The following is a 12,035-nucleotide window of genomic DNA, read 5'->3' on the forward strand; positions in this document are numbered from 1 at the left end:
TGAAATTACGGAGTCGGTGTGGTGTTGAACGGATCTGCGGTGCTCAGGCATCCAGCAGGCGAATGTGCTCGGGTGCGATGGCAATGGCCTGGCGTGCCGGCTGCCGGCCTTCGGCCAGGAAGGCGCGCGGCGCGCCCTCGACCGCAAAGTCATAGCGCGTGAGCGAACCCAGATAGCGGCAGGCGCTCGGACGCCCCTGCAAGGTATTGGTCTGCCCGGGCTGCGGGTCTGGCTCGATATGCTCGGGGCGGATCAGCGCAGGCACCTTGTGCCCGGGGCGATGGGTGCCGGTGGGCACGGACAGCTCGGCAAAGCCAAAGTCCACGCGGCCGCTGGAGGCCACCCGCCCTTCCAAAATGGTCGATAGCCCCACAAACTCCGCCACGGCGCGGCAGTTTGGCATGTCGTAAATGTCCTTGGGCGAGGCGATCTGCAGCAGCCGCCCTTCCTTGAGCACCGCGACCCGGTCGGCCATGGCCAGCGCCTCTTCCTGGTCGTGGGTGACCAACAAGGTGGTGGCGCCAAACTGCTGCTGCAGCGCACGGATCTGGTCGCGCAGATGGCCCCGCACGCTGGCATCCAGCGCAGACAGCGGCTCATCCAGCAGCAGCGCACGCGGATCGATGGCCAGCGCACGCGCCAGCGCTACCCGCTGCTGCTGCCCGCCGGAGAGCTGCTGCACTCCGCGCTGCGCAAAATCGGAGAGGCCCACCACCTCCAAGAGCTCTGCCGCCCGGGCATGGCGCTGTGCGGCTGGCATCTTGCGCAGCGCCAGCCCGTAGGCCACGTTGTCCCGCACCGACAGATGCGGAAACAGCGCATAGCTCTGGAACACCATGCCGATGCCGCGCTGGTGCACCGGCGTGCCCGCCATGTCCTGGCCAGCCAGTGCGATGCGGCCCTGGTAGCCGGTCTCCAGCCCCGCTACCAGCTTGAGCAAGGTGGACTTGCCCGAGCCGCTGGGGCCGATCACCGCCACCAGCTCGCCCTGGCCAATGTCGAAGGACACCTCGTGCAGCCCTTGCTGGCTGCCGGGGTAGCGGTAACTGACGTTCTCGAAAGTCAGGCTCATGGGGATTTACGCATAAGAGAAGAAGACAGCAGTGCGGCCAGGCTGGCCAGCAGCAGCAGGATCACCGTGGCGGCGCAGGCAAAGCCGGTTGCGCCATAGAAGGCCTGCAGCAGCACCACCGGATAGGTGCGGTTCTGGAAACCGACCAGCAGATTGGAGAGGTTGAACTCCCCGATCGACAGCGCCGCCACCATCACCAGACCGGACAGCATGCTCTGGCGCAGGCTCGGCAGCACGATGCCGCTGAAGCGCTGCCACTCGCCCGCCCCCAAGGTGGCGGCCGCCTGCTCCAGCCGCTCGATGCCGAGGTGGCGCAGATCGGTCAGCAAGGTGTTGGTGAGATAGGGCAAGGTTGCGATCACATGCGCAGCAACCAGCAGCGGTGTGCTGCCCAGCCAGGGCAAGGTATCGGTGTTGAAGACAATCATGTAGCCGAACCCGAGCGTGATGGCGGGCACTGCCACGGGCATGGCGCTCACGATGCGGGCCGCAAAGGCGCGCCCGCGCGTTGCGCCCTGGTGCAGCGAATAGGCCAGCGGCAGCGCCAGCACCGCATTGATCGCGCAGGTGGACAGCGCGACGACCAGGCTGGAGACGAAGCCTTTGCGGAACGACGGGTCGCTCCACAGTTCCATGTACCACTGCCCGGTGAAACCCGAAGGCAGCAGTGTGTTGGTCCAGTTCTGCCCGAAGCTGCCGATCGCCAGCAATGCCATCGGCAGCAGCAGGTACAGGCCATAGACAATGGCAATGCCACGAACCATCTTGTCTCCCGGTAAAAGCGAATACTTTCCTTTTCAGACATGTTAGTGTAGCGATCGGCCTCTATATTGATATTGCAACTGCGTGACAATGCCACTTCATCATTGAATTAATGGAAAGTGTTCTCGCAACTTTTCATCAACAAAACCGCTGACTGACACTATGAAACGGGACTGCCCCACCATCCAGGAACTGCTTGCGCTCGACGCCGTGGCCCGCCATTCCAGCCTGACCCTGGCGGCCTGCTCGCTGTGCGTGACCACCAGTGCCGTGAGCAAGCAGATTGCCTCGCTGGAAAGCTTTCTGGGCACCGCCCTGCTGCAAAAAGTGGGGCGCGGCGTAGAGCTCACGCCCGTGGGCCGCAGCTACTGGCTCAAGATCACCGGCAGCCTGCGCAACCTCGAAACCGCCACCTACGAGGCCCGCGCCGGCGCGGACACCCATGTGCTGACCCTCAGCTGCGTGCCGACGTTTTTCACGCGCTGGCTCATTCCCCGCCTGCCCCGCTTCCGCCAGGCCCATCCCCGCGCCACGCTCAGCTTCAGCCGCCATCTGGCGCCGCTGGAGAACCTGCCGGCCTATGTCGATGCCGCCATCCGCTACAACCCGGCTGACTACGCTGGCGTGGTGAACGAATACATCGCAGGGCGCGAGTTCGTGGTGATCGCCTCCCGCGAGCTGATGCAGGGCAAGCACAAGATCGAGAACCCCAGCGATGTGCTGGCCCATACCTTGCTGCACCATGAAGAAGCCCAGGGCGCCTGGTCGCAGTGGGCCGCAGTCCATGGCATCACCCACCAGTTGCTGATCACCGGCCCACGGTTTGCGCAGTACTCGGCCTTGATCCAGGCGGCGCGCTGCGGGTTGGGGATCGCCTTTGTGCCGCTCATCCTCGTCGAAGACGAACTGGCCGAGGGTGTGCTGGTGACGCCGTTCGACGGCAGCACCGCCGTCGAGCATGGCCACTACCTGTGCTACCGGCCCGACCGTATGCAGTTTCCCGCTTTTGCGCAGCTGCGGCAGTGGCTGCTGGCGGAGGGTGGCGGCCAGGAAGCGGTGCCCAACCTGCCTGGTCATCCTTAAAAAGCAGAAGCGCAACGCGATGGCCAGGCATTGTGTGAGCAAGCGCAAAGGATGGTCCGGACGGCACGCCTCTTAAAACGCCCTGTAACGGCCCCCAAACCGGTTGCAAATAAAAATCAATCAAAGCAATACCAGTGATAGCATCGCCCGCATCTCCAGCCACTGGCCTTCAGCGCCCTGCTTCGATGTTCAAGATCTCTGTACCCAGCCTGGCCGTCGCGATGGCGCTGACCGCATCCGTGCAAGCGGCCGATCTGGCGGCCTTCTGGACCGACACCCAACGGGGTGGCAACAGCTTCAACCGCCTGCCGCCGGATGCCAGCTACTACGCAGCACTGCGCGGCTATGGCGCCAGCTGGGTACGGCTGTCGTATGACAAATGGAAGCCCGAGCAGCGTGATTTCCTGATGGGCAATGCCGACGACTACCGGCGCCTGTCCGCCGTGGATCTGGCCACCTTGAAAGCCTCGGTGGCCCAGGCCGATGCGGCGGGCTTGAAGGTGGTGATTGCACCGCTGTCGCTGCCGTTGTCCCGCTGGTCACAAAACAACGATGGCAAGTTTGATGACCGTATCTGGCAGGACAAGGCACACTGGAAGGCCGCCGGCCAGTTTTGGCAAGACCTCGCCCGCGCGTTGAAGGACACGCCCGGCATAGCGGCCTACAACCTGGTCAATGAACCCGCGCCCGAGAAGGAAGGCGGCCTGCCCGAGCATGCCAGCCCAGCGGAAATGCAGGCCTGGTATGCCAAGGCCAAAGGTGGATCGCGCGATCTGCTCGCCTTCTACAACTACCTCATTGCCCAGGTGCGTGCCGTCGACCCGGACACGCCCATCATGGTCGATGCCGGCTGGTATGGCGCAGCCGATGCCTTCGCCTACTGGCCCAAAGCACTAGAGGACAAACGGGTACTGTACAGCTTTCACATGTACGAGCCCTACCAGGCCACCAGCGGCCCCAACCTCAAGCGCAAGCAGCCCTACCGCTACCCGGGCGAGGTGCCGTTTGCCGGCAAGACCCAGCCCTGGAACAAGGAGCGCGTGGCCCGGTACCTGGATACCGTCAACGGCTGGGCGCGCTCCTTGTCGATCGCGCCGGAGCAGATCGTCATGGGCGAGTTTGGCTGTGTGCGCATGCTCGACAGCTGCAGCCAGTACCTGGACGATGTTCTGTCTTATGCCGAAGACAAGCGCTACCACTGGGCCTTCTACAGCTTTCGCGAAGATGCCTGGGACGCGATGGACTACGAACTGGGCCACGCCAAGGTGCACTGGCGCTACTGGGATGCGATGGAAAAAGGCCAGCCCGACCCGGTGAAGCGCCGCGCGACACCGGAGTTCGAGCCCATCCGCAAGCGCTTGCAGCAGCGCTGAAGGGCCGTGCTTAACGCGCGCTCAGCAAGCTGGTGCTGGCTGGGCGCCCGGGCAGGTTCAAGCGGGCCACCGGTGCGGGCGTGCTGGCAATGCGCTGGCCTCGGCGCCAAACGCCCAGGCGCGTGGCCTTCAGGCGCAAGGCCTCGACGGGGTCCTTGGCATGCAGCAGCACAAAGTCGGCATGTGCGCCCTTTTCAATGCCATAGCCTTGCAGGCCCAGCAGGCGTGCCGGGTTCAGCGTGATGGCATCGAAGCACTGCTGCATGCCTGCGCGGCTGGTCATCTGCGCCACATGCAGGCCCATGCTCGCCACCTCCAGTGCATCGCCCGATCCCAGGCTGTACCAGGGGTCCATCACGCAGTCATGGCCAAACGCCACCGTCATGCCAGCGGCCATCAGCTCGGGCACGCGCGTCATGCCCCGGCGCTTGGGGTAGGTGTCGTGGCGGCCCTGGATCGTGATGTTGATCAAGGGGTTGCTGACAACGCCCAGCTGCGCCTCGGCCATCAGGGCCATCAGCTTGCTGACGTAGTAGTTGTCCATGCTGTGCATGGAGGTCAGGTGCGAACCGGTCACGCGGCCATGCAGCCCCAGGCGCTGCGTGTGGTAGGCCAGCGTCTCCACATGGCGCGACATCGGGTCATCCGACTCGTCACAGTGCATGTCCACCCGCTTGCCGCGATCGGCAGCCAGTTCGCAGAGAATGCGCACGCTCTCTGCGCCATCGGCCATCGTGCGCTCAAAGTGCGGAATGCCCCCGACGACATCGACGCCCAGGTCCAGCGCACGCTTGAGGTTGTCCAGCCCGCCCGGTGTGCGCAGCACGCCATCCTGCGGAAAAGCCACCAGCTGCAGATCGATATACGGCGCCACGCGCTTTTGCACATCGAGCATCGCTTCGACCGGCAGCAGGCTGGGGTCACTGGTGTCCACATGGCTGCGGATGGCCAGCAGGCCGCGCGCCACCGCCCAGTCACAGTAGGCCAAGGCGCGTTCGACCAGGGCCTCATGCGTCAGCTGGGGTTTGAGTTCGCCCCAGAGCGCAATGCCTTCGAGCAAGGTGCCGCTTTCGTTGACACGCGGCATGCCGTAGCTCAGCGTGGCGTCCATGTGGAAGTGCGGGTCCACAAAAGGTGGGCTCAGCAGCAGGCCCTCGGCGTCCACCACCTCGGCCGCTGGCGCCTGCAGGCCCTCGCTCACCTCGGCAATCTTGCCGTCCTGCACAGCCACCGACATGTTCTTGCGGCCATCGGCCAGGCTGGCATTGCGAATCAATAAATCAAGCATTTTTTATCCTTGTAGGCAGACCCTGGTCTGCATCGTGGGGCGCGGCGCGCGGCTCAGCGCTCGCCTTTGCGGTAGGGTTTCATCAGCGCCTGCGGGTACGCGGCTTTGCGGGCCACCAGCACCAGCGCCAGGATCGACAGCAGGTACGGCAGCATCAAATAGAACTGGTAGGGCACCAGGCCATCGCCCGACTGCTGCAGGCGCAGCTGCAGCGCATCGAAGAACGCAAACAGCAGCGCGCCCAGCAGGGCCTTGCCCGGCCGCCAGGAGGCAAACACCACCAGTGCCACGCAGATCCAGCCCCGGCCATTGACCATGTTGAAGAAAAAGGCATTGAAGGCCGACAGGGTCAGGAAGGCACCGGCCACGCCCATCAGTGCCGAGCCCGCAATGATGGCACCGCTGCGCACGGCCATCACGGCCACGCCCTGCCCTTCTGCGGCCTGCGGATTCTCGCCGACCATGCGCACGGCCAGACCGAGGGGCGTGCGAAACAGCACCCAGGCGAGCAAAGGCACCAGCAGCAGGGCCAGCAAGGTCAAGGCCGTCTGGTCGCCCAGAATCGGAATCGGCAGCCAGTCCATCGCCTCAAAAGGCGTGATCGTGGGCGGTGTGTTCACCTTGGGAAAGCTCACCCGGTAACCGTAGTACGACAAGGCCGTGGCCAGCATCGTGATGCCCAGGCCCGATACGTGCTGCGACAGCGCCAGCCCCACCGTCAGCCAGGCATGCAGGCTGCCCAGCACCGCGCCGGTGAGCGCGGCCACCAGCACCCCCATCCACAGGCCATGGCCGGCATACACGGTCAGCCAGCCGGTAAAGGCACCGGCCACCATGATGCCTTCGATGCCCAGGTTCAGCACGCCGGCGCGCTCGCACAGCAGCACCCCCAGCGTGCCCAGCAGCAGTGGTGTGGCCGTACGCAGCACGGCCACCCAGAAAGAGGCATTGGCCAAAATATCCATCATGTCGCTCATAGGGTACCTCGCGCTGCGCTTTGTTCTTGGGGTTTCAACATCGCAGCTCTCACTTTCTGCGCAAGCGGTATTGGGTCATCAGGCTGGCCACCAGCACCGACAGCAGCGAGGCCGCGACGATCACATCGGCAATCGCATTGGGCACGCCCACCGCGCGGCTCATGCTGTCGGCCCCCACCAGCATGCCGGCCACAAACACGGCCGAGGCCACCACGCCCAGCGGGTGCAGGCCTGCCAGCATCGCGATCACGATGCCGCTGTAGCCATAGCCGGGCGACATGTCCAGGGTCAGGTAGCTGGTGCGGCCTGCCACCTCGATGGCGCCGGCCAGGCCTGCCAGCCCGCCCGACAGCAGCGCCACCAGCACGACGGTGCGGGTCACCGGCACACCGGCAAAGGCCGCCGCGCGGGGGTTGGCACCAGCAGCGCGGATGTCAAAACCCGGCACCGCCCGCTGCAGCAGCAGCCACAGCGCCACAGCCAGGCCCACGGCGATCAGCAGGCCATTGTGCAAACGGGTCTGCGCAATCAGCTTGCCCAGCTCCAGGTCGCCCTGCAGCGCCACGCTCTGCGGCCAGCCCATCGCCATCGGGTCTTTCATCGGGCCATCGAGCAGATAGGACACCGCCAGCAGCATGACAAAGTTCAGCAGCAACGTGGTGACCACCTCGTCCACACCCAGCTTGGTCTTCATCAACGCAGGGCCCAGCAGCAAGGCCGCGCCGGCCAGTGCGGCGGCCAGCAGCATCAGCGGAAACAGCAGATAAATGGGCAGCTCAAAGCCGGTGCCGCCATGCATGCCGCCCACGGCCACAGCCGCCACCGCACCGGCATACAGCTGGCCTTCGGCACCAATGTTGAACAGCCGCGCCCGGAAAGCCACTGCCGCGGCCAGGCCGGTCAGGATCAGCGGCACGGCGCGCGTCAAGGTCTCGGACAGCGCAAACAGCGAGCCAAAGGCCCCTTTGAACAGCGCCAGATAGGTCGCACCAACGGGCGCGCCGGCCCACAGCACCAGCAAGCCGCTGATGGCCAGGGTAAATACAACGGCCCCCAAGGGCGCAGCCACCATGGCCAGCTTCGACGGGGTTGCTCTTTTTTCTATACGCATGGCAGTCTCTCAGCGCTGGTGCACAGGCGCTGTCATAGGGGATCCGGCCATGGCCAGACCGATGGTCTCGCGGCTCCAGTCCGCAAAAGGCAGCACGGGCGAAAGATGGCCCTCGTGCATCACGCCGATGCGGTCACCCAGTGCCAGCACCTCGTCCAGATCGTCCGAGATCAGCAGCACGGCAGCGCCGGCATCGCGGGCCGCCAGCAGCTGCTGGTGCACAAAGCGCACCGCGCCAATGTCCAGCCCCCAGGTGGGTTGGTGCGCCACAATCAGGCGCGGCGCCACGCCCTCGGCGCCTTGGGGTGCCAACAGCGCCCGGCCCAGAATCAGTTTTTGCATATTGCCGCCCGACAGCGAGCGGGCCGGCGCATCGAGCCCGCCACCGCGCACGTCGAACTGCCGGGACACATGCTGGGCCTGGCTGCGCGCCTGCGCACGGCGCACCCAGCCCCAGCGCGAGAACCAGGGGCTGCGCAGCCGCTCGGACACCGCGTTTTCCCACACCGGCAAATCACCGACCACGCCGGTGCCATGCCGGTCTTCGGGGATACGGGCCACCCCCTGGGCGACCAGGGCCACGGCCGACGCCGGCATCGGCGCGCCCAGGTACTGCACCGTGCCCTGGCCCGGGCGGCGCATGCCGCAGAGCATATCGGCCAAAGCCACCTGGCCGTTGCCCGAGACACCGGCGATCGCCACCATCTCACCGGCCTTGAGTACCAGCGATACATCGACCAGGCGATCGCGCGCGGTGGACTTGGCCGAGGCCGTGGTGTGCACATGGCGCAGGCTGCAGACCTCGTCGCCCACCTGGGCGGCAGGTTGGCGCTCGGGCAGGCTCACCGCCTCGCCCACCATCCACTGCGCCAACTGCGCCTGGGTGCTGCCGGCAGTCGGCGCCTCGGCCACCAGCTTGCCATGCCGCAGCACGGCCACGCGGTCGGCCACACGCAGCACTTCGCCGAGCTTGTGGCTGATGAAAATGATCGACAGGCCCTGCGCCACCATCTGGGACAAGGTCGCAAACAGCGCCTCGCTCTCCTGCGGGGTCAGCACGGCGGTCGGCTCATCCAGAATCAGGATCTTGGCGCCCCGGTACAGCGCTTTGAGGATTTCCACCCGTTGGCGCTCACCCACCGACAGGCTGCCCACCCGCGCATCCGGGTCCACCACCAGACCAAACTGGCGCGCGACCTCGACCAGCTTGGCACGGGCCTGGCGCTTGGCCGACTGCAGGCGCAGCAGCGATTCGCTGCCCACGATGATGTTGTCCAGCACGCTCAGGTTGTCGGCCAGCGCAAAGTGCTGGTGCACCATGCCGATGCCAGCGGCCAGCGAGGCACGCGGCTGGCCCGGCGGCAGCGGCTGGCCCCTCACCGTGATCTCCCCCTCGTCGGCCACATAGTGGCCAAACAGGATCGACATCAACGTGGATTTGCCCGCACCGTTCTCGCCCAGCAGGGCCACGATCTCACCCCGGTGCAGGGTCAGCGAAATGGAATCATTGGCCACCAGGGGGCCAAAACGTTTGGTGATGCCATGCAGCTGGAGCACGACAGGAGAGGAGCTTGGAGGAGACATGGGCAAAGGGGCCGCTGGGTTCGCTGGGCAGGCGGCGTGGCCTGCCAGCGGGCACAAAAACAGCCCCGGCAAGTGCCGGAGCTGGAAGTGGAGGCGCCATGCCAGTGGGCACAGCGCCTATGCAATCCAGGCCCGGCTTACTTGGCCGTGGACTTGGGTTGCGAGTCGTCGACCTTCACGGTGAACTTGCCCGACAGGATGTCGGCCTGCTTGGCCTGCACCTTGGCGATCAAGTCTGCGGGCAGCTTCTTCTCGAAGGTGCCAAACGGTGCCAGCGACGAGCCCTTGTACTTCATCATCGAGTACGGGCCGTAATCCTCAGCCTTGTAGCTGCCGTCCTTCACCGCCTTGATCGCGCGCTCCACGCTGGGCTCCATGTGCCACAGCGCCGAAGCCACCACGGTATCGGGGTACTGTGCCTGGGTGTTGATCACGTTGCCGATCGCCAGCTTGCCCTTCTCCTTGGCCGCATCGCTCACACCAAACCGCTCGGCATAGAGCACGTCCGCACCTTTGTCGATCATCGCAAAGGTCGCTTCCTTGGCCTTGGGCGGGTCAAACCAGCTGTTGATGAAACTCACGGTGAACTCCACCTTGGGGTTCACTTCCTTGGCGCCTGCCATGAAGGCATGCATCAGGCGGTTGACTTCCGGAATCGGGAAACCGCCGACCATGCCGATCTTGCCCGTCTTGGTCATGCCGCCGGCCACCATGCCCGTCAGGTACGCAGGCTCCTGGATATAGTTGTCGAACACGCTGAAGTTGGGCGCCTGGATCTTGCCGGACGAGCCCATCACAAAGGCGGTCTTCGGAAAGTCCTTGGCAACCTTGCGAGCAGCCGCTTCCACGCCGAACACCTCACCAAACATCAGCTGCGCACCGCCCGTGGCGTACTCGCGCATCACGCGCTCGTAGTCCGCATTGGCGACGTTCTCGCTGGACTTGTACTCGATGTCGCCACGCGCCTCGGCAGCCTTGAGCGCCTCATGGATGCGGCTGACCCATTGCTGTTCATACGGCACGGTGTACACCGCCGCGACCTTGACCTTGGTCTGCGCCCAGGCCGGTGCAGCCGACAAGCCAGCCAGCGCAAGGGGAAGCGCAGCCAGACAGGTTTGAACAATACGACGCCGTGTAGTCATCAAGAAACTCCTTAGGGGTGAGATCCACCTGCGATCAAGTGGGCGGGCGAGAGAAGCAAGTTCTGTACCGTGTCTTGCTCCGCTGCGGTGCACAGGCCCGTGCTTGCTCCATTTTCAGGACCGCCCATTCGTCATGGGCCGTCCGTTTCAGCACCAGCAACACCGAGCACAGCGCAAAAACAAGTGCACCACGCAATGCGTATATACACAGCGCGCCGCGCATTCTAACCAGATAAGCGGGGCTTGCCAGCGTATTTTCGCGATGCCATCGCAGACAGCAAGCGGACTGTCCCTATTGCCGGGACTGTGCCCGTGGCTGTAGCACGAAAAAAACCGCCATGCGGTAAAGCATGGCGGTCTCCAGCGAGCCAAAGGTGCGAGGCTGCGCTCGCGTGCAGCCTAATGGCTGCGGCGCAATTTCATTACGATGGGCATCGCGATTGAGGCCATGCGGATCAGCTTGCGGGGGCCCAGCAACAGACCCGCACCGACCAGACCGGCACATACCAGAGGATGCTCACGGCCAAAGTTGATCAAGCGCTCTGCCAACGTGCCATAGGCCATGGGGTTGTGCTGGCCTCCGGCAGCATCTCTGCGCAGCGTGAGTGCCTGCTGGCGCGCCAGGCGGCGGCCTTCGAGACGTTCACGCTGGTTCTCTATACGCTGCAGCACTTCACGCGCTTGCGGATCCGTGGCCTGCAGCAGCACCAGATCAGCGTCCTTGCTTGCATTGCTCATAGCGTTGGTCACCTGCATTATTTAAGACGGCCCTTGACCGCTTGCCAGTCCTGGCGCAGCACGGTCTTGGTCAGCTGGAAGGGATTGGCGGCTTTCTTCGTCGTGAAATACAGGAAAGCCAGAACACCCAGCCACAGCACCAGCCACACACCAGCCACCAGCCAGGTGGCGAGCATGCGGTTGGGCGTGTCCCAGAACGAAATGATGATGGCGCCCGACAGCACCGTCAGCGCGACGATGGTCAGACCTGCGACCACCAAACCCATCAGTACCAGCCAGATCAGGTTCTTCTTCTGCTCCTGCCATTCAATGGCCAGCAGATCCATTCGGTCTTCAGCCGCCATGGCGCTTTCAGACAGCAGCGCGCGAAAGCGCATCAGCATGTCATCCACGCCCAGCACAGACAACCAGTTCATGGACTCTCCTCGTGCATATGGGGCACCGGGGTGCCCCTTGTTCTAGGTCTTGGCCCGTCGGGCCAGGCCAGTGCGGCTATGGTGCCGGCAACTGGCCATCGGGCGCAGCTTAGCGGCGCGAGAAGATAAAGCCGATCAGTGCGCCCACGGCCAACGCTGCGCCGGCAACGCGCCATGGCTCATCGTGGGCATAGCGGTCTGCGGCCAGTGCGGCCTCCTTGGCCTGGCGGGCAGCTTCCTGGGCTGCGCGCACTGCACCTTCCCGGGCATCGCCAGCGGTGTCTTCCAGGCGCTGGCGCAGTTGCTTGATGTCCGGCACGCCGTCCAGGTCCTTGCTCGACAGCACGCCGCGCAGATCGCTCACCAGTTTTTCCAGATCAGCCTGGGCATTCTCAACGGTATCGCTCAGCAAATTGGATTTACGCATATTCATCATCCTTTTCTTGGTCAGGCTACAGGAAAGTTCCGCAGACGCCGTGCAGCACAGAC

Annotated in this window: 12 protein-coding genes; 2 read left to right on the top strand and 10 right to left on the bottom strand. The window is 64.6% G+C overall.

Annotation, left to right across the window (positions count from 1 at the left end; translation table 11 throughout):
- Positions 1-43: 43 nt before the first annotated feature.
- Positions 44-1,072: an ABC transporter ATP-binding protein gene (locus AB7A72_RS06210; protein ID WP_369459337.1), complete on the bottom strand. Its 1,029-nt coding sequence runs from the start codon at positions 1,070-1,072 to the stop codon at positions 44-46.
- Positions 1,069-1,836, bottom strand: coding sequence for an ABC transporter permease (locus AB7A72_RS06215; protein ID WP_369459338.1), 768 nt, complete (start codon positions 1,834-1,836; stop codon positions 1,069-1,071). The genes AB7A72_RS06210 and AB7A72_RS06215 overlap by 4 nt, the downstream gene beginning before the upstream one ends.
- A gap of 160 nt (positions 1,837-1,996) precedes the next feature.
- Between AB7A72_RS06215 and AB7A72_RS06220 the strand changes: the two genes are divergently transcribed.
- A complete protein-coding gene (locus AB7A72_RS06220; protein WP_369459339.1) occupies positions 1,997-2,917 on the top strand; it encodes a LysR substrate-binding domain-containing protein in 921 nt (306 codons plus the stop codon).
- A gap of 185 nt (positions 2,918-3,102) precedes the next feature.
- A complete protein-coding gene (locus tag AB7A72_RS06225) occupies positions 3,103-4,290 on the top strand; it encodes a glycoside hydrolase family 5 protein (protein ID WP_369459340.1) in 1,188 nt (395 codons plus the stop codon).
- A gap of 10 nt (positions 4,291-4,300) precedes the next feature.
- Here the strand turns inward: AB7A72_RS06225 and AB7A72_RS06230 are convergent, their stop codons facing one another.
- The 8 genes from AB7A72_RS06230 to AB7A72_RS06265 form a co-directional block, all read right to left on the bottom strand.
- Positions 4,301-5,578 (bottom strand): amidohydrolase family protein, encoded by a 1,278-nt coding sequence (locus AB7A72_RS06230; protein WP_369459341.1) that lies wholly within the window; start codon positions 5,576-5,578, stop codon positions 4,301-4,303.
- Between the two features lie 53 nt (positions 5,579-5,631).
- Positions 5,632-6,555 (bottom strand): ABC transporter permease, encoded by a 924-nt coding sequence (locus AB7A72_RS06235; RefSeq protein WP_369459342.1) that lies wholly within the window; start codon positions 6,553-6,555, stop codon positions 5,632-5,634.
- A gap of 49 nt (positions 6,556-6,604) precedes the next feature.
- Positions 6,605-7,666, bottom strand: coding sequence for an ABC transporter permease (locus tag AB7A72_RS06240; protein ID WP_239811888.1), 1,062 nt, complete (start codon positions 7,664-7,666; stop codon positions 6,605-6,607).
- A gap of 9 nt (positions 7,667-7,675) precedes the next feature.
- Positions 7,676-9,250 (bottom strand): ABC transporter ATP-binding protein, encoded by a 1,575-nt coding sequence (locus AB7A72_RS06245; RefSeq protein WP_369459343.1) that lies wholly within the window; start codon positions 9,248-9,250, stop codon positions 7,676-7,678.
- A 137-nt stretch (positions 9,251-9,387) separates the two neighbouring features.
- Positions 9,388-10,392, bottom strand: coding sequence for a BMP family protein (locus AB7A72_RS06250; protein WP_369459344.1), 1,005 nt, complete (start codon positions 10,390-10,392; stop codon positions 9,388-9,390).
- 399 nt (positions 10,393-10,791) lie between these two features.
- Positions 10,792-11,130, bottom strand: coding sequence for a hypothetical protein (locus AB7A72_RS06255; protein ID WP_239811885.1), 339 nt, complete (start codon positions 11,128-11,130; stop codon positions 10,792-10,794).
- Between the two features lie 17 nt (positions 11,131-11,147).
- On the bottom strand, positions 11,148-11,546 hold the full coding sequence (locus tag AB7A72_RS06260; protein ID WP_312457431.1) for a phage holin family protein: 399 nt from the start codon (positions 11,544-11,546) through the stop codon (positions 11,148-11,150).
- Positions 11,547-11,655: 109 nt separating this feature from the next.
- Entirely contained in the window at positions 11,656-11,973 is a 318-nt protein-coding gene (locus AB7A72_RS06265; RefSeq protein ID WP_133856071.1) for a DUF883 family protein, read from the bottom strand.
- Between the last annotated feature and the right edge of the window lie 62 nt (positions 11,974-12,035).

Origin of the sequence: Comamonas sediminis (assembly GCF_041107495.1) — a bacterium.
GTDB classification, from domain to species: Bacteria; Pseudomonadota; Gammaproteobacteria; order Burkholderiales; family Burkholderiaceae_C; genus Comamonas; species Comamonas sediminis.